The 17050-nt window shown below is 71.3% G+C and carries 19 protein-coding genes and 1 pseudogene; 9 read left to right on the top strand and 11 right to left on the bottom strand.

The window, feature by feature from the left end; genetic code table 11:
* The first annotated feature begins 1 nt into the window (after nucleotide 1).
* From HCK00_RS12045 to HCK00_RS12020, 6 genes are all read left to right on the top strand, one after another.
* A complete protein-coding gene (locus tag HCK00_RS12045) occupies nucleotides 2-742 on the top strand; it encodes a DsbA family protein (RefSeq protein ID WP_168101834.1) in 741 nt (246 codons plus the stop codon).
* Nucleotides 739-2061 (top strand): lasso peptide C-terminal Trp epimerase, encoded by a 1323-nt coding sequence (gene mslH / locus HCK00_RS12040; protein WP_168101833.1) that lies wholly within the window; start codon nucleotides 739-741, stop codon nucleotides 2059-2061. Before HCK00_RS12045 ends, mslH begins: the two co-directional genes overlap by 4 nt.
* A gap of 95 nt (nucleotides 2062-2156) precedes the next feature.
* Nucleotides 2157-2831, top strand: coding sequence for a response regulator (locus HCK00_RS12035; protein WP_168101832.1), 675 nt, complete (start codon nucleotides 2157-2159; stop codon nucleotides 2829-2831).
* 231 nt (nucleotides 2832-3062) lie between these two features.
* A complete protein-coding gene (locus HCK00_RS12030) occupies nucleotides 3063-3674 on the top strand; it encodes a TetR/AcrR family transcriptional regulator (RefSeq protein WP_311765278.1) in 612 nt (203 codons plus the stop codon).
* A gap of 328 nt (nucleotides 3675-4002) precedes the next feature.
* A complete protein-coding gene (locus tag HCK00_RS12025; RefSeq protein WP_168101831.1) occupies nucleotides 4003-5577 on the top strand; it encodes an FAD-dependent monooxygenase in 1575 nt (524 codons plus the stop codon).
* A 250-nt stretch (nucleotides 5578-5827) separates the two neighbouring features.
* Complete coding sequence (locus tag HCK00_RS12020) at nucleotides 5828-6262, top strand: VOC family protein (protein ID WP_168101830.1); 435 nt, start codon at nucleotides 5828-5830, stop codon at nucleotides 6260-6262.
* An 873-nt stretch (nucleotides 6263-7135) separates the two neighbouring features.
* On the opposite strand, the gene HCK00_RS12015 is transcribed toward HCK00_RS12020, so the two are convergent.
* The 5 genes and pseudogenes from HCK00_RS12015 to HCK00_RS28460 all read right to left on the bottom strand — a co-directional run bounded on the left by HCK00_RS12015 (nucleotide 7136) and on the right by HCK00_RS28460 (nucleotide 8780).
* Nucleotides 7136-7303, bottom strand: coding sequence for a transposase (locus tag HCK00_RS12015; protein ID WP_168101829.1), 168 nt, complete (start codon nucleotides 7301-7303; stop codon nucleotides 7136-7138).
* 100 nt (nucleotides 7304-7403) lie between these two features.
* Nucleotides 7404-7628, bottom strand: coding sequence for a hypothetical protein (locus tag HCK00_RS12010; protein WP_168101828.1), 225 nt, complete (start codon nucleotides 7626-7628; stop codon nucleotides 7404-7406).
* Nucleotides 7629-7653: 25 nt separating this feature from the next.
* Nucleotides 7654-7806, bottom strand: a pseudogene (locus tag HCK00_RS27580) (transposase); the annotation flags it as partial.
* 84 nt (nucleotides 7807-7890) lie between these two features.
* On the bottom strand, nucleotides 7891-8070 hold the full coding sequence (locus HCK00_RS12000; protein WP_168101827.1) for a hypothetical protein: 180 nt from the start codon (nucleotides 8068-8070) through the stop codon (nucleotides 7891-7893).
* Nucleotides 8067-8780 (bottom strand): RHS repeat-associated core domain-containing protein, encoded by a 714-nt coding sequence (locus tag HCK00_RS28460; protein ID WP_311765277.1) that lies wholly within the window; start codon nucleotides 8778-8780, stop codon nucleotides 8067-8069. The genes HCK00_RS12000 and HCK00_RS28460 overlap by 4 nt, the downstream gene beginning before the upstream one ends.
* A 92-nt stretch (nucleotides 8781-8872) precedes the next feature.
* On the opposite strand from HCK00_RS28460, the gene HCK00_RS11990 reads away from it, so the two are divergent.
* Nucleotides 8873-9307 (top strand): hypothetical protein, encoded by a 435-nt coding sequence (locus HCK00_RS11990; protein ID WP_168101647.1) that lies wholly within the window; start codon nucleotides 8873-8875, stop codon nucleotides 9305-9307.
* Between the two features lie 427 nt (nucleotides 9308-9734).
* A complete protein-coding gene (locus HCK00_RS11985) occupies nucleotides 9735-10421 on the top strand; it encodes a DsbA family protein (protein WP_168101826.1) in 687 nt (228 codons plus the stop codon).
* A gap of 102 nt (nucleotides 10422-10523) precedes the next feature.
* Here HCK00_RS11985 and HCK00_RS11980 read toward each other — a convergent pair whose 3' ends face one another.
* From HCK00_RS11980 to HCK00_RS11970, 3 genes are all read right to left on the bottom strand, one after another.
* Entirely contained in the window at nucleotides 10524-10742 is a 219-nt protein-coding gene (locus HCK00_RS11980; protein WP_168101825.1) for a DUF397 domain-containing protein, read from the bottom strand.
* Complete coding sequence (locus HCK00_RS11975) at nucleotides 10739-11617, bottom strand: helix-turn-helix domain-containing protein (protein ID WP_168101824.1); 879 nt, start codon at nucleotides 11615-11617, stop codon at nucleotides 10739-10741. Before HCK00_RS11975 ends, HCK00_RS11980 begins: the two co-directional genes overlap by 4 nt.
* A gap of 167 nt (nucleotides 11618-11784) precedes the next feature.
* Nucleotides 11785-12510, bottom strand: coding sequence for a GAF and ANTAR domain-containing protein (locus HCK00_RS11970; protein ID WP_168101823.1), 726 nt, complete (start codon nucleotides 12508-12510; stop codon nucleotides 11785-11787).
* A gap of 483 nt (nucleotides 12511-12993) precedes the next feature.
* On the opposite strand from HCK00_RS11970, the gene HCK00_RS11965 reads away from it, so the two are divergent.
* Nucleotides 12994-13692, top strand: a complete 699-nt coding sequence (locus tag HCK00_RS11965; protein ID WP_168101822.1) for a class I SAM-dependent methyltransferase — start codon at nucleotides 12994-12996, stop codon at nucleotides 13690-13692.
* Nucleotides 13693-13779: 87 nt separating this feature from the next.
* Here HCK00_RS11965 and tgmC read toward each other — a convergent pair whose 3' ends face one another.
* Genes tgmC through HCK00_RS11950 form a run of 3 tightly spaced genes read right to left on the bottom strand, consistent with a single transcriptional unit; the run spans nucleotide 13780 to nucleotide 16122 of the window.
* Complete coding sequence (gene tgmC, locus HCK00_RS11960) at nucleotides 13780-14916, bottom strand: ATP-grasp peptide maturase system methyltransferase (RefSeq protein WP_168101821.1); 1137 nt, start codon at nucleotides 14914-14916, stop codon at nucleotides 13780-13782.
* Nucleotides 14906-15877: an ATP-grasp ribosomal peptide maturase gene (tgmB, locus tag HCK00_RS11955; protein ID WP_168101820.1), complete on the bottom strand. Its 972-nt coding sequence runs from the start codon at nucleotides 15875-15877 to the stop codon at nucleotides 14906-14908. Before tgmB ends, tgmC begins: the two co-directional genes overlap by 11 nt.
* On the bottom strand, nucleotides 15874-16122 hold the full coding sequence (locus HCK00_RS11950; RefSeq protein WP_311765276.1) for a putative ATP-grasp-modified RiPP: 249 nt from the start codon (nucleotides 16120-16122) through the stop codon (nucleotides 15874-15876). The genes tgmB and HCK00_RS11950 overlap by 4 nt, the downstream gene beginning before the upstream one ends.
* Nucleotides 16123-17050 lie beyond the last annotated feature (928 nt).

Raw genomic sequence — 17050 nt, 5'->3', positions numbered from 1 at the left:
CATGGACACGGCTACGAACATGCGGGCGGCCGACGCCGAAGTGCGGGAGATGGTGCACCGGCGGCGGCGCCGGCGGCGCGCCCTGGCGGTCTCACTCGGGGCGGTTCTGGCGGTCGCCGGTGCCGCGCTGGTCGGCGCGGGCCTGGTCCGGGCGACCAATACCGCCCCTGACGAGGCACCGAGCCGCGTGCCCACCGGGGCGGCAGCCGGCAAGGCGGGCCTCGCCGCCTCCACCGGTGCGGTGCGTGTCGACCTCTACCTGGACTATCTGTGCCCGGAATGCCGCCGTACCGAGCAGGCCCTGGCGACGGCCGTGCAGGACCTGGTGGCGAACGGTGGGGTGAGCGTCGTGCACCACCCGGTCGCGTTCCTCGACGACCGCAGCAGGCCCGCGGGGTATTCGACCCGGGCGGCTTCCGCGGCGGCCTGTGCCGCGGACGAGGGAAAGTTCGCGGAGTACTCGCGAATCCTGTTCGCGGAGCAACCCCCCGAACAGGGACCGGGGCTCGGCGAGGCGGAACTGGTCGCCGCCGGCCGGGAAGCCGGCATCACCGGCGCCACCTTCGAACGCTGTGTGAAGGAGGCCCGGTACCGGCCCTGGGTACGGTATGTGTCGGACGTGGCCGCGTCGCGCAAGGTCGCGCTGACACCGACGGTCATGGTGGAGGGCCGCCGCATCGACGTGACCGGCCCGGACCCGGCCGCCGCGCTGGCCCGGGCCGTCACGGAGGCCCGGCGGTGACTCGGCTGACCGTGGCGCTCTCCGGTGACTGCATGGCGACCAGAGGAGCTCTGATCACGTCCGACCCGGCCGCCGTCGGTCTCCGGGACGTGCTGCGCGCGGCGGACTTCGCGGTCACCAACCTGGAGGTGGTCCCCGGCGACGGCCGGGGCCACCCGGTGCACAACGTCGCCGGCGGCGGCTGTCTGATCGCGGATCCCGCCGTGCTCGACGACATCACGGAAGCCGGCTTCACGGTGCTGGGCTGTGCCAACAACCATGCGCTCGACCTGGGCACCGAGGGCTTGCTCGGTACCGTGGACCTGCTGCGAGCGCGGCGGATTCCGTTCGCCGGGGTCGGCGCGGACCTCACCGCGGCGCGCCGGCCGGTCTATGTCGACCGGCCTGCCGGAAGCCTCGCGCTGATCTCCTGCAGCGCCACCTTCCTGCCCGGCCAGGAAGGTGCGGACCCCTCGCCGGAGCTGCCCGGCCGGCCGGGTCTCAACCCGCTGCGCCACACGGCGACCCTCCGGGTGACGGCCGAGCAGATGGCCGCGTTGCGGGCGATCGACTCCGGGACCGGGCTCCGTGCCCGCCGGGCCGAGGCCCGAGCCCTGCTCGGGGTCGACCCCGCCCTTCCCGGGAACGACCGGCTCACGCTGTTCGGGGCCCGTTTCCGGACGGCGGACCGACCGGGTTTCACCACCGACTGCGATCCACAGGACGTCGAGGAGATCGCCCGGTGGGTGGGTGAGGCGCGGAACCGCGCGGATCTCGTGATGGTGAGTGTGCACTCCCACGAGCCCGGCCCGACGCCGGAGACCCCCGGCGAGTTCCTGCGCGCGTTCGCCCACCGGATGATCGACGAGGGTGCCGACACCGTCTTCGGGCACGGCCCGCATGTTCTGCGCGGGGCGGAGTTTCACCGGGGCAAACCGATCTTCTACAGCCTCGGCAACATCGTCAGCCAGATCGAACTCACCGAGCGGGTCTCCGCCGAGGACTACGCGAAGGTCACCACGGGCCGCCCGCCCACCCCCGGCCGGTACTTCGACATGCTCGGCGGCCACGGCAGCCGGCTGTTCACCCCCCACCGCCGGTACTGGCAGTCGCTCGTGCCCGTCCTCACCTTCGACGACGGCTCCCTCGTGGAAGCACGGCTCCATCCGGTGGACCTCGGCTTCGGCCGGCCCGTCCACCTGCGGGGCCGCCCCCGCCTGGCCGGCCCCGCCGAGGCCGGGGAGATCCTCGCGGAGGCCGCGCGCCTGGCGGAGCCCTACGGTGCGACGGTGAAGGCCGGGACGGACGGTACCGGACAGCTGCTGGCCCACTCGACGTGACGTGCCGGCCTGCGGTAGCGGGAACGCCTCGCGGGGAGAACGGCGAGGAACGGGTGCACAATGGTCAGCCTCCACGAACGGGAGGGAGGCAGGGAATGGCCGAGACGATCCGGGTGCTGATCGCGGACGATCAGGCGCTGCTGCGGGGGAGTTTCCGTGTTCTGATCGACTCCACACCCGGCATGGCGGTCGTCGGCGAGGCCGGCGACGGGGCCTCGGCGGTCCGCCTCGCCCGGGAACTCTCCCCGGACGTCGTCCTGATGGACCTGCGCATGCCCGTCCTCGACGGCATCGCGGCGACCCGCGAGATCTGTTCCGACGAGACACAGGCGGGCGTCCGGGTGCTGGCCCTCACCATGTTCGACATGGACGAGTACGTCTATCCGGCACTCCAGGCGGGGGCCAGCGGTTTCCTGCTGAAGGACGCCTCGCCGGCCGAATTGGTCGGCGGCATCCGGGTGATCTCCACAGGGGAGGGCGTCCTGGCCCCGACGGTCACCCGGCGCCTCATCCGGAACTTCTCCCGCCGGGGTGAGACGGCGCGCCCGGCACCCCGGCTCGTCGGGCTCACCAAGCGGGAACAGGAGATTCTCGTGCTGATCGCCAACGGCCTCTCCAACACGGAGATCTCACAACGGCTCGTCATCAGCATGCCCACGGTGAAGACCCATGTGGGCAGCCTGCTCGCCAAACTGCACGCCCGGGACCGTGCGCAGCTCGTCATCATCGCCTACGAGAGCGGCCTGGCGGAACGCGGCATGCCGGCCTGAACGGCCCGGAGGCCGGGCCGGCCGCCCTCGTGTGGACCTGTGCCCGGCGGAGGCGGACCGGGTCTCCGGCCTGTCACCGACCGCGTCTTCGCGCCTTCCCCTTGCGTCAGGCGCCCGGAGCCCGGCGTGGCCCTCCTGGTGCACGCCCCTGCCGGTGAGGTACGCGAAGCCGGATCTTTTTGCGTGCCGCGCATCTTTGCGTGGCGCGCAGTTTTTGTTACCGTGAACCCCGTGAGCGGACTGCGAGAGCGGAAGAAGGAAGCCACGCGGACGGCGCTGAGCTGGGCGGCGATCCGGCTGACCGTCGAGCGCGGGCTCGATCAGGTGAAGGTGGAGGACATCGCGGAGGCGGTCGGGGTGTCTCCGCGTACGTTCAACAACTACTTCTCCAGCAAGGCCGAGGCGATCGTGTTCCGTCATCTCGAACGGTCACGGCGGATCGCTGCCGAGGTGCGATCCGGGCCGGCCGGTGAGCCGATGTGGGAGGCCATCGGCCGGGCGGTGCTGCGCCAGTTCGAGCCCGGCCCGGAGGTGCTCCGCATGCCGCCGCAGGAGCCCGGCGAGTGGGTGGCCGGTCTGCGGGTGATGATGGCCGAACCCGCGCTGCGGGCCGAGATGCTGCGGGCCGGCAAGCTCGCGGAGGAGGAACTGGCCGCGGCGGTCGCCGACCGCACGGGCACCGATCCCGACACCGACCTCTATCCCCGTGTGGTGGCGGCGAGCGTGATGGCCGCCGGTGACGCCGCGCTGGACCTGTTCCTGCGAGGCTCCACGGGGGAGCCGATGGAAGTCCTGCTGCCCAGGGCGCTGGAGATGCTGGCGGCCGGTCTCCCCACGCCGTGACGGCCTGAACCCGCGCGCGGCCCGCCGGGGTCGGCGGCTCCACCGGGGCGGGCCCTCACCGGTGCCGGGCCTCTCCGGTCCGTGTCGCGCCCTGCTCCCGGTACCCCGTGCCGGTCCCGCCGCGGGCCCCTCGTCGACGCGGTGGCCCGGCAGCGGCGCACCCGCCGGCGGGACTGGACCCGCGCGGCCGCAGGTTCGCGGCGGCGGGGGCCTTCTCCGCACGCTTTTCCGTTCCGTCCTCGTCCTGCCTCTGTCCTGTTCCTGCCCCGGGCCGGGCCGGCCGCCGTGCCGGTCCCCGCCCTTCGGCTGTCCGAGAAGGAGATTTTTCATGCTTGATGTGGTGATAGCGGGCGCCGGTCCCAACGGGCTGATGCTCGCCTGTGAACTCGCGCTGGCCGGGGTCCGCCCCGTCGTCCTCGAACGGCTCACCGGCCCGAGGACCGATGCCCGGGCCAACGGCCTGGTGGGCCAGGTCGTACGGATGCTCGACCGGCGCGGTCTCCACGCGCCCCTGAGCGGAACGGACGCACCACCCCGGCCCGCGCCGCGTTACATGTTCGGCGCGTTCCCCCTGGACCTCACCGGTCTCGTCGAGGACAACCCGGTGTACCTGCTCCCGGTTCCGCAGGCGCGGATCGAGGAGGTCCTCACCGGGCGCGCGGCCGAACTCGGCGTCGACCTGCGCAAGGGCCAGGAGGTCACCGGCCTGCGTCAGGACGCCGACGCGGTCCGGGTCTCCCTGGCGAACGGGCAGACCCTCACCACGCGCTACCTGGTGGGAGCCGACGGAGGGCACAGCCTGGTGCGGCGCATCACCGGCATCGGCTTCCCCGGTGTGAGCGACGACGCGTTCGTCTTCCGCACCGCCCACGTCTCCGTGGCGGCCGAACACCTCACCGCCGACGCTGAGTTGATCGTCCCCGGGTTCGGGGCGCTGCCCAAGCGGAGCTACGTCCGCACCGAGCGGGGGACCATCGTCTGGTCCCCGCTCCCCGGGCGCCCGGCCCTGCTCCACGTCACCGACACGTGCGCCCCGGAGGACCGGGCGGCCCCGATGACCTTCACGGAGTTCCTCGCCGCCGCCGAACGCGTGCTCGGCGTCCCGCTGCCCGCGCTGCCGCCGGAGGGGGACGGGCCCCACCTGCTGCGCCGGCTGGTCGGGGTCAACACCCGGCTGGCGGAGAGGTACCGGGCCGGGCGGGTGCTGCTGCTGGGCGACGCGGCGCACGTGCACTCGGCGATGGGCGGCCCCGGCCTCAACCTCGGCCTTCAGGACGCGCTGAACCTCGGGTGGAAGCTGGCCGCCACCGTGCTCGGACGGGCCCCCGTGCCGCTGCTCGACACCTATGAGGCCGAGCGCCGCCCCGTCGCGGAGCGGGTCATGACCTCGTCGCTGGCGCAACTCGCGCTGGTGCGGCCCGGGCCGGAGGTCACCGCCCTGCGGGCCGTCTTCGGTGAGCTGCTGGCCGCGCCCGGGGGCACGGAACGGATCGCCCACCTCGTCGCCGGAACCACCGAGGGCTTCGCCCCGGACCTCGTGATCCGTACCGGCACCGGCACCCACCGGCTGGCCGAGCTGACGGCCACCGGCCGTCCACTGCTGCTGGACCTCGGCGGCGGTTTCGCCGAGGCCGCGGGGCCCTGGCGCGACCGGGTGGACGTCGTGACCGGCACGGTCGTGACCGGAACGGCGGACGGGACGGACGCGACCGGACTCCTGCTCCGCCCCGACGGCCACCTCGCGTGGACCGGTTCCGGAGTGGTCCCGGCGGGGGCCGGCGGCGGTGGCGAGGGCTCCGGGGGAGACCGCCGGGGCGGCCACGGGGCGGACGGTCTGCGGACCGCGCTGACCACCTGGTTCGGCGCGCCGCTGCCGGAGACGGAGGCCGAACCGGTGGGGTGAGACGGGGCTGCCGGGGACCGCCGCCGGGGAGGACGGCCCGCCCCGGGGCCGGGACGGTGTCCGCCGGGTCAGGGCCCGCCCGGAGCGCCCTCGCGGCCGATCGCGCCGTTCCCCTCCCGCCGTCGCGGGCCGGGTGCGTTCCCGGGTGTGCGGCCGTCCGCCGGGTGGAGGCGCGCGGGGTGAACCGCCCGCGCCGGGAGGCCGTGTCCGGTCGGGGCCGGGGCGGACGCCGCGCCGCTAGGGTGGCCCGATGGCGCCGATCAAGCAGTTCCAGGTCACGTTCGACTGCGCGGACCCCGACCGCGTGGCCCGCTTCTGGTGCGAGGTCCTGGGGTACGTCGTACCGCCGCCGCCGGAGGGGTACGCCTCGTGGGGTGAGTTCGACTCCTCGCTGCCGCCGGAGCGGCAGGGCTCGGCGTTCGCCTGCGTGGACCCCTCGGGGGTGGGGCCGCGGCTGTTCTTCCAGCGTGTTCCCGAGGGGAAGGTCGTCAAGAACCGGGTCCATCTCGACGTGCGGGTCGGTGCGGGGCTCGTGGGCGAGGAGCGTCTCGCGGCCCTGGAGGCCGAGTGCGAGCGGCTGGTCGCGCTCGGCGCCGTGCGCGTGCGGCTGCTGGCCGCCGACGGTTTCGACGAGTCGTGCATCGTGATGGAGGACATCGAGGGCAACGAGTTCTGCCTCGACTGACCGTCGCCGATGGCCGACGTGCTACAGAGCGCGAGCCCCGCGGATCCTGGCCCCGGGCGCAACAGCTCGGACGGGTGTTCTCCATCCACACACCCCGATCTGGCATCAGCAGCGAGCCGGGCGCTCCTGGACGTTCTGATGCCCCGTCCACGATGCCGACCCGGACCGCGTCACCCACGCACTGAAGTGGTCCGCCTGGAGAAGACGCCGCAAGGCCGTGGCCCGCCGCTGCCACTACCGAGAACGCAGCTCAGGACACGATCACTCCAGCGGTACGGCCGGCTCAGGTGCCGGCCCGCTCACCATGGCGTGTTACGGGTTCCACGGCGCTCGTCGACCACAGCGGCCCTTCCGGCCCCGGTGTCACTCGTCACGTCAGTCGGCAACTGTCGCTTCCAACTTGGGAGTTACACCGCTCCGTGCAGGCCCTCCTTGCCCGCCGGCTCCGTTCTTATCGTCGTATACGGATGGCAAGTATGGAGATGAGTGATGCTGCGGCGATCACCAACGCTATCCACCACACGACCGGCTGATCGAGGGCGCTGGGGGAAAATGCCACCAGGCAGGCAGCTGAGATAACGAGAGTTAGTGTGACCGCCGAATTCGATGTACGCGAAGGCATGAATTATCCCTCCCCTTGGGGACCCGGCTTCACCGGGCCCCAAGAATGTTCGTCAACAAGCGTTGTCGTCATAAACTCCGCACGCGACGGCGGCTGCGAAGCTCGTTTGAGCAAGATCGAGGCTAGTCTGCCGGGTCATTTCCATGAGCGAGTAGGCCGGACAGGTCGCACCAGCTTGCGGACAGTAAAGCCCCTGGTAGGACAGGTCTCACCACAGGATCGTGTCCACAACTCCAGAGGCTTCACGCTGGTCACCTATGGTGCCATGCTCGAAGAAGACTCCCATAGACAGACGCGGCGTCGAGCAGCTCGTCGTGGTTGAGTTCGGGTCTGTAGCCGGGCATCAGGTACAGCTCGGATTTCTCGGCGAGCCAGGCCCGCACCGCCTTGCTGTGGTGAATCGAGTGCTGGTCGATCACGTGAACCTTCCGCCCGCCCGCCCGCCTGGCGGGCGAGGCGGGCGAGAAACGCGCAGAAACCTTCGCGGTGAACTTGCCGGGTAAACCTTCATCTCTATGCTCAAGCCAAATTTCTGATGAGGAGGTAGCCTGAAACGGCGAACATCAGAACTCCGCACAGTCGCACCAGTAGGATCCTGCCCGCAGTTGGGCTCGGAGATTTCCCTTTGCTGAAATGCAGCGACATCGAGAAAAGCGCCGCCGGTAATAGGGCGCACATGACACCCGCCAAAGCAACTGCCAGCAATACGGCTACGCCTGCTGTCGTCATCAGGAAATCCTCCACGAATGCATGGCAGTCCTCAAATTCTGCGGCTGATCTCGGTGTCGAACCGGAGGAACGGCGTGAATTCCTCCCACGCGTTCTCCCAAAGCCTGGCGATCGCCGGATACTCCTTGCCCCACGCGTCGACGAACTCCGCGAACCGCTCGAGTGCGGCTTCCTCGGTCGCAGCGTTGGCGACCAGCGTGCCCGAGGGCTCGCGAAGCCGTGGAGAGCCGGCCCTTAGCCGGCCCCCACGGTTTCTCCTGCCCGCCGTCTTGATCCGTCAGCGAGCCAGCACGAGTACGATCAAACTAGCCGCTGCTAGAACCATTACAAAGTAGACGGCCATCAGGAGCTGCTTGTGTTTCCTGTCAGCCGGTGCAGCGGTTCCCGCTCCTCGCAGTCCCAGAACAAGGCCACCAACAAGCAGCAGTACGCAGCAGGCGATCAGCGCAGCGGTCATGAGCAACTTCCTGTCTCGGTGGCATAGCAGAGCAGACCTGCGCCGGAAACGACCCCAGCGAAGAACCCGCCGACCGTTGCCGTCGTGGTGAGGGCTGTTGGGAGAGCAACCCCTCCCAGCGCAAGCAGCCCCACGCCACCTGCGGCAAGACCCACAACACCAGCTGCGACCATAAGCCCATCAAAGAAGCTGAACAGTCCGGTCGGGTCGACCCGATTCACAGGGTCGCCCGCCGCATACAGGTAGGCGTTGCTTTCCTTGCCGCTGGGGTCGGGTTGGGTGAAGCGGCCGAGGTTGGGGTCGTAGTAGCGGGCGCCCATCTTGTACAGGCCCGAGGTGTCGAGGTAGGCGCTGGTGTAGCGGAACGGCTGGTTGGTGCCCGTGTCTGTGCGCGTCTCGCCGTAGGGGCCGTAGGAGTAGGTGGCGGTGCGCTTGCCGCTCGCGTCGACCAGGCCGATGGCGGAGTTCTGGCGTCGGTCAGGTAGTACTGGCCGGCGCCCCCGCTCTTCATGGCGACCAGCGTTCCCGAGGGCTCGCGGACGAAACCGGTGGCCGTGCCGGAGACGCTCTGCCCGGTGATGCCGACTGCGGCGTTGGTGAAGGTCGTCGAACCGGCCTTCAAACGCTGGGTGTTGTCGACGCCGGCGTAGGTCTGACTCGTGGTGGTGCCGGACTGGGTGTAGGCACCGAGCTGGGTGAACGGTGTCCACGTTTCGGCGGTGCGGGTGCCTGTGGCCTGGCGGTGTGCGGGGAGCGGTTCCCCGGGGCCGGCTCCGGGGCCGGCGTGGCTACGATCGGGGTCATGAGTGACCGGCGGCGGGACGGCGGCGGTGCGGTGAGCCGCGCCGGTCCGTGGGGTGCGCTGCACTGGGTCCTTCTCCTCGTGGCGCTGGTGTGGACGGTGCCGGTCTGCGGCGGTCACGCCGTGGGTGAGGTGCTCTCCGCCCCCGGGCCCGCCCTGTCGGTGAGCGCGCCGGGCGGCGAGACGCCGGGCCGGGTGGTCTCCGCTCACCTCTGCCCCGGCCCCGGTACCGGGCACCAGCCGGGTGACGCGCACTGCCGGCCCGTGGCCGGCCCGGTCGCCGTGACGGGCGGCCCGGTGAGCTCGCCCGCGCCCCCGCCGGAGGACGGGACCGCCGGTGCCTGGACGGTGGAGGTGTGGCCGGTGCGCGAGGCACCGGCGGCTCCGCCCGGGCGCGCCCCTGACCTCCACCGGCTCCAGGTGCAGCGGGTATAGGGGGAGGCGCGGGGCGCGCCGGGGGAGGCCCGCGCGTGACGTGACGGGTGAACCAACTCCGTGGCGTGGCCGTTCTTCCGTGGAGTCCGCCGTGCGCGTGGCGGGGCCGGTCCCGTCCGGCAGGGGTGCAGAGCCGTGGCCTGATCCCGGACCGTTCCGGTCCGCCCGGCTTCCCGGGGATGTCCCGGCCACCGGTGAGGCGTTCCCCGCTCCCTTCCGTACGCGGGTACGGCGTCTCCTCCGCGTGGCGGAAGCGCGGCAACGGCGGCGGCAACGGCGGCGGTGGCAGCGGACGCCGTGGTGCCATCGCCTCCGTCCCTCACACACGGACGCCCCTCGCCCCCGCCCCCGTCTCACCCTCACCCCAACAGCCCCGGACCACACCGCCCCACCCGTGCCCGACCCCGCCCCGAACCACAGAGGACCCATGAAGAAGTCGACCAAGCATCTGACCATCGCCGCGGTGATCGCCCTGGCCTTCGCCGCCGCCCTCGGCAGCTTTCTCCTGTTCTCACCCGGCGACCGCTCCGGTGGCGGTGCTCGTGACACCGTCGTCCCCGAGGCCAGCCCCATAGGCCAGGCCGAACCCCTGCGTGACTCCAGTCACCGGCTCACCGATCCGGAGCGGAGCGAACTGACGGTCGTCGAGTTCCTCGACTTCGAGTGCGAGGCGTGCGGCGCGGTGTACCCGGCGGTGGAGAAGCTCCGCGAGAAGTACGGCGACCGGGTCACCTTCGTCGCCCGGTACTTCCCCATGCCCGGCCACCGCAACGGGGAACTCGCCGCCCTCGCCGCCGAGGCCGCCGCCCGGCAGGACAAGTTCGAGGCCATGTACGCCAAGCTCTTCGACACACAGCAGGAGTGGGGCGAGGCGCAGGAGAGCAAGAAGGACGTCTTCCGCGGCTACGCCCGCGACATCGGCCTCGACATGGACGAGTTCGACGCCGCGCTGGACGACCCGGAGGTCATCGCCCGCGTGCGGTACGACCAGCGCGACGGCCACGGCCTGGACGTCCAGGGGACCCCGACCTTCTTCGTCGACGGCGAGCGGATCGCCAACCCCCGCTCCTACGAGGAGTTCGAGGCGCTGATCGAGGACCGGCTGTCCGGCTGACGCGGCCCCTCGCGTGCGCGAGCCCTGCCACCCGTCACGGGCGGCAGGGCTCCTGCATGCGGAGGTTCGTCAGGCGTCGGCCGGTCGTAGGTCAGGCGTAGGTCAGACGCCGGTCCTCGGCGCGGACGCCATCGCGACGAACCCCGCCCACGCCGCCCGTGACACGCGTATGCCCGGGCGGGTGAGGTCCTTGGAGTCGCGGACGTGAACGACTCCCTCACCGGTGGCGGCCTCCAGGCACTGGCCCCCCTCGGTTCCGCTGTAACTGCTCTTGAACCAGTCGAGTCCGGTTGCGGCGGCCGAGCACTCGGCATCGTTCATGGTGATCCCAACAACCCTTCGATGAAGTCGAGCGACTCCCGCGGACTGAGAGCCTGGGATCGGATAATCCCATAGCGAGCGGCGGCAAGAGCCGTTTGTGCCGGGTCGGTCTCCAGGGTGCTGCTGGCGTGCGTCTCGCAGTACACGAACTTCTTGCCGTCCTTCCGCGTGACCACCGTAAATGGCCCGTTGACACCCGCGTTGTCCTCGCAGTCGAGCGGCATGACCTGGATCTCGACGTTGGGCTTCCTGCCGACCAACAGAAGGTGTTCAAGCTGCCGGTGCAGCACACCGCTGCCGCCGTAGCGGTGGCGCAGTACCGCCTCGTCCATCACGAAACTCAGAAGAGGTGCCGGTCTGCGGTCGAAGATGATCCTCCGGTTGAGCCGTGCGGAGACTCGTTGGTCCACCGTTTCCGGGTCCAGGTTCGGGCGCCTCATGGCCAGCAGAGCTCTCATGTACTCCTCGGTCTGGAGCAGACCGTTGACGACGTGTGTGTCATACATGAGCAATTCGATGCACTCTTTCTCGAGCTCTGCCATCCCCTGGAAGAACACCGGGTACTGCGCCCGCTCCACCTGCTCCTTCCACACGGTCAGCAGGCCGTCGGCGCCCAGCAGCTCGTCCGCGCGGTCGATGGTCCGGGGAGAGGGGATTCTCCGGCCCTGCTCGAACGAGGCGATGGTGGACGGCGCGTATCCCAGGCGGCGCCCGAACTCCTCACGTTCCATGCCGGTCCGGCGGCGCAGCGCCTTCATGCTCTGGCCGAAGGCGGTGACCACGCCCCGGCCCGAGGCGTCCGCGGATCGCGCCGTCACCCCGTCACCGTGTTCCCCGTCGTCTTCGTGACCCACCGTCGTCTCATCGATCGCCACCGCTGTTCCCCGCCCTTCGGCTCCGTGCGCCAGGTGCCCGTACTGCCTCCCTGGGGCAACGGGCTCCGGGCAGCGCCGTCACGCCACGCGGCGCGTACACGGAGGGGTGCCGCGCGTACAGCCGAGCCGGGGCGGACCGGGCCGGGGCGGGGAACGGGGGACGGCCGTCAGGCGCGCGGGGTGAAACGGCCCTCGGTGGGCGGCTTGCCGGTGAGGTTGGTGATCAGATCGGCGCACAGGTCGCGCAGCTTGACGTTCTTGTGCTGGGACGCGGACCGCAGGATCGAGAAGGCCTCCTCGGCGGTGCAGCGCCGCTGCCCCATGATCACGCCGAGGGCCTGGTCGATGACGCTGCGGGAAGCCATCGCGGTCCGCATCTGGTCGGCGAACTCCTGGGCCTCGGTGATGCGCCGGGCCAGGGCGATGCCGCCGGTGGCCTCCGCGGCGAGGGAACGCAGCGGGGCCAGGTCCTGTCCGGCGAACGAGGCGGGCGGTGCCGCGTAGAGGTTGAGGGCCGCGGCGGTGTGGCTGTGCGGGGCGATCGGGAGGGAGAGGGAGGAGCGGATGCCGCAGGCCACGGCGTAGCCGGGGTAGTCGCCCCACCGGGTCTCGGTGAGGAGGTCGTCGACGAGGATCTCCTCGCCCGAACGCAGGGAGCGCAGGCAGGGCCCGTCGTCCAGGCCGTACTGCTTCTCGTCCAGCTTCGGCGCCACCGTGCCGGAGCTGACCACGGTCATCGGCCGGCCGTCACCCTCCAGCGTGAGGCCGACGCCCTCCGCGCCGGAGCGCTCCCGGGCCGCGTCGACCAGGGTGGTGAGGAAGTCCTCGAAGGTCTCCGTCTCCAGCAGCCACTGGATGAGGAGGTTGCTCTTCTGTGCGTCGTCGGAACTCATCGGGGTCCTTTGCGGGGCCGTGGCCCCGCGCTCGGGTGCGGTCGTGCCACCGGGGCGGGCACCTCGGTGTCCGAAGGGACATCCCCGGCCGGGTCGCCGTCCGGCGCCCGCGTCGCGGACGGAGTCGCGGGACGGCCTGTGGTCACGGCTACCCGCCGGAGAGCCGTCAAACGGGACGCGGTCGCCGTGCTCCCTCCGGGCCGGGATGCCGTACCGGCGGCGGCAAGCGGCCGGGCAGGTGACGTCGCCGGGCGCGATCCCGCGGGGAGACGGCGGCGCGGGTACTCGACGCCGGCCGCGCGAGTCCCCGGTGACCGTGCCGGGCCACGTCCGGGGATCTCGTCACCCCTCGCTTCGGCGCGCCCCGGGGATGCCTCCTCGACCCCGGAATCCTCCGGTCACCGGTAGCGTGACGCCGGTGCGCCGACGGGGCCGCCGGATGGAGTCGCCCCGGGGACGAGGAGAGACGAGGGGGAGAGACCCATGGCCCGATCGGCCCCCCGCAGGCCCCTGTTCGCCCGGTACTACGCGCACGTCGCGGGGCCCGCGCTGGAGAAGGCCGGCGCCGCCCGGCACCGCCGGAGCCTGCTGGAAGGGCTGACCGGGCGGGTCGTCGAGATCGGCGCGGGCCACGGCCTGAACTTTCCGCACTACCCGCCCGGGGTGGCGCACCTCCTCGCGGTGGAGCCGGAGCCGAGGCTGCGCGCCCTCGCGGCGGACGCCGCCCGCGCCGCCCCCGTCCCGGTCGAGGTGGCCGGCGCCCGGGGCGAGCGACTGCCCGCCGACGGCGCCTCGTTCGACGCGGCGGTGGTCTCCCTGACCCTGTGCTCCGTCGGTGACCAGGCCGCGGTCCTCGCCGAGATCCGGCGCGTGCTGCGCCCCGGCGGGCACCTCCGCTTCTTCGAGCACGTCCGGGCCGTCACCTCCGGTACGCGCCGTGTCCAGCGCGTACTGGACGCCACCGTCTGGCCGCTCCTGTGCGGCGGCTGCCACCTGGGGCGCGACACCGTGGCCGCGATCCGGGACGCGGGATTCACGGTCACGGCCCTGCGGACCTTCACCTTCCCCGCACCCGGGCCCGCCGGGACGTGCGTCCTCGGCACCGCCGAGAAGCCGCCGGCACCCGCACCGCCGCCGGAGCGATCGGGGCCGCCGAGGCCGTCCGGGCGGGGGGCGGGCTGAGGCGGTCCCGGCCTCCACGGCGGTTTCGGCAGAGGCCGCGCACGACTTACCGTGGGGCCGTCGGCCCCGGCCTCCCGGATCCTGCCATCAGACGGGGAGGCGCCAGCCAGGCCCCTCCGGCGAGCCGATCCACACGGTCTGCTCCCAGGGAGTTGCCGTCATCCCGAAGCCGGTGAGGTCCGGCGCCCCGGCCTCCTGCCAGGTGCGCAGTGCGTCCTCCACCTGGTCCCACAGCCGCAGCGGCCCGTTCTGGTGCACCGTCCACCCCCGGCCCTCGGGCTCCGTCCACGCCTGCGACCCCGTCGCCACGTCACGCAGTACGAAGCCGGTATCACTGGCCATCAACTCGGCCGAAGGGGCAGCAAGCTGCGCGACGAAACGCCCGGCCCACCGCTCCAGGAGGCCGGGGTCCAACCGTGTGGAACGGGCGTGCCCGTCCTGCCGGAAGAACACCGGGGCCGGGGGGCGCTCGTGTGGGCGGGCGAGCATGTAGGTGATGGTGTCGGCGGTGAAACGACCGTGCGCGGTGCCCTCGCCGTCGAGGGTGAGGCGGATCAGCCCGGCGGCAAGCATCCAGCCACTGATCGTGGTCGTGATCGACCCCGCGTCCCTGAGCTGCCAGAACCACGACGGAGGGATGAAACGGGTGGAGCAGGTGGCGACGATCGCGTCGTAGTCGGCGTGCTCTGCGCATCCCTGAAGGCCGTCCCCGGTCACCAGGACGGGTGCGTACCCGGCGCGGCCGAGGCGGGTGGCCGCGCTCGCGGCCAGCCCGGGGTCGTACTCGACGCTGACCACCTGCTCCGCGCCGAGCCGGTGGCAGAGGATCGCCGTGGAATAGCCGGTACCGGTTCCCACTTCGAGCACTTTCCGGCCCCGTTCGACCTCCGACACCTGGGCGGTGCGCACGACGAGGGAAGGGAGGGTCGCCGAGGACGTGGGCGTCCCCGAGACGGGGCCCTCGGCGACGGCTGCGTCCACGCCGTCGACCTGGGTCACCCAGGTGCGGTCGGCGTGGGCCATCCGCAGCCACTCCTCCTCACCCGCCGCCGCCCGGGACACCGGCTCCCAGGCGGCGCCGGCGGGGCGGAAGACGGCCTGACCGAGAAAGATCTCGCGCGGTACGGCCGCGACAGCCTCACACCATTCCGGGTCGAGCGCGGGATCCGCACGGGTGATCTCCTCCGCGAGGGCGCGGCGCAGCGAGGCGGTATCAGTGGGCACGGGGCTCTCCTCCGTGGTGGAGCTGGTCGGCGACGGCGGAGACGATCCGTGCGGTGACCCGTTCGGGAAACCAGGCGAACTGCCCGTTCGGGTTGCACTCGTACCACCAGATCCGGCCGTCGCGGTCCACACCGAAGTCGAAGGCGCCGAAGACGAGGCCGAAGGCGTCCAGATAGCGGCGAACACCACCGGCGAGCCCTGGCGGAGTGCCGATGAGGGTGTACGACAGCCTCTCGTAATGCCGTCGCCAGTCCAATCCCGGCGAGCCGTCGATCCGGACGGTGAACACCTCTTGGCCCACGGCGGTCACGCGCAGATCGGCCACGGAGGGGACGAGTTTCTGAAACAGGTGCATGGTCTGGGCGACACCGGCGTCGAGTTCGGTGGGATCGATCTCATCGACCCACACGGTCAGCGCCCGGCCCTCGGCATCCTGGTAGCACGTGTTCCGGAGGGGTTTGTAGACCACCGGACCGTGTTCACGAGCGAAGTCCCGCGCCGCGTCCTCGCTGTTCGTCAGGATCGTCGGCGGGACGTCGAAACCGCACCGTGCCGCTGTGGACAGCTGCGTCGGCTTGTGCTCGGCGTTCCTGTTGTGCCATGGATGGTTCACATAATGGGTGTCAGGCAGGGACGCCAGGATCCCGCCGAGACCGTAACGGGCCTCTTCCCGGCTCCACCGGGCGGCCGGTCCGCCCAGCCCTGGCCGGAGGGCGTAGGGGCGTGGCCGCCGCCAGTAAACCGATCGCACCCCCTCGAGGTCGGCGAGGCGGGTCGGCGTCCGCAGGCCGCCCCGCAGGCCGCCGTTGTCAAGGCGAGCGGTGACGGTGATCTCGGTGGGAAAGTCCCCGGGATCGAGCCGTACCACCGGTACCCGCCGCCGGTTCAGCTCCTCGATGACCGTGTCCGCGGTCCCGTCATCGAGCCGGGAGATGACCAGGACCGGCGAGGACGCACTCAATCGGTGTCACCTTCCTGGTCGGAGCCCTCGTCGGGCGTGCCGTCCATGCTGGTCTTGGCGCGGGTTTCCTTATTGGTCTCAGACCGCTTGTGCCGTTCCGCCACCGGTACGGCGAGCCCGTTCGGATTGATCCATCGCGCTGTCTGGGTGGTCGGATCCAGCACGATCTCGGCTTCCGGCAGGTTGACCGTGTCCGGGTAGGGCTTCATGCGCGTCACGCCCCAAGGGCGCATGGCCTCGCTCACTTCTCGCCTCCAACGCACAGGGAATCCGGGGGGAACAGTGTGGTGTCCTCCGGACCGGAACGATAGGGCACATTCGGTCGATGTCGGGTGATCTGTGCATTGCTGACCGGGAGGGGTGTATAAGGCAGTGTCCGAGTGTGAGGCGGCATCGCTTGTGGGTCCCGCCATGCCGCCGGAGGGGGCGGCGCGCCGCCGCCGCTGTTCGACGACGGTTTCTGGAACGGTCCGCCCCGGCACGGCCTGGTCCTGCGCGGCGAACTCGCCGAGTGGTCCTGTGACGCCGTCGGATGGCTCGCCGAGACGGTGGCCGACTCCGCCGCCCGGCTCGGCGTTCGGTCACCGCTCCTGCTCACGGTCACCCGCGCCTCGCGGTGACCCGGGGATCCCCGCCGGGGCGCCGTGTCCGCGCGCCCGCCCGGGCGGGGCGGAATCCGGGGCCCGGCCGGAATTGTGAAGGCAATGCTGCCGGCCTGTGACAGGGAAACCGGAATGTGAGATGAACCCCGCCGTGTTGTTGACGGTGAAGATCTCCGCTGTCACACTTTCGGGTGTGAGGAATTCGGAGAGGTTCGCCGCGCGCCAGTATGTCCCTCCACGATGCGTGGCGGGCGCTCTCCGCACCCGCCACAGTTGAGCCGCTCAGCCGGGTGAGTCGCTGTCCCCGCCGGTCACAGGCGTGAGGGAGACGCCGGATCGGGACGGCGGCCGGGCCGAGGAGGGGATTCCCCGCTCTCCGGCGATGAACTCCGGCGTTGCGCCGGGCCTTTCCGGGGTTTCGCCATGAGGTGATTTCCTCTCTTCCGGTGAATGCCGGGCGCGAAACGTTGGAATGGTGCCCGTATTTCGGTTCACGGCTTCTGTTTGCTGCCTTCTTTTCCGGTCGTTGGGCTTATTCGGTCGGACTGGTCTGCCGGTCGCTCCGGTTCCG

This window comes from Streptomyces zingiberis, from assembly GCF_012034935.1.
Classification (GTDB): Bacteria; Actinomycetota; Actinomycetes; order Streptomycetales; family Streptomycetaceae; genus Streptomyces; species Streptomyces zingiberis.
The sequence above is the reverse complement of the archived record's forward strand: the minus strand, read 5'-3'. Positions and strand labels throughout refer to the sequence as shown.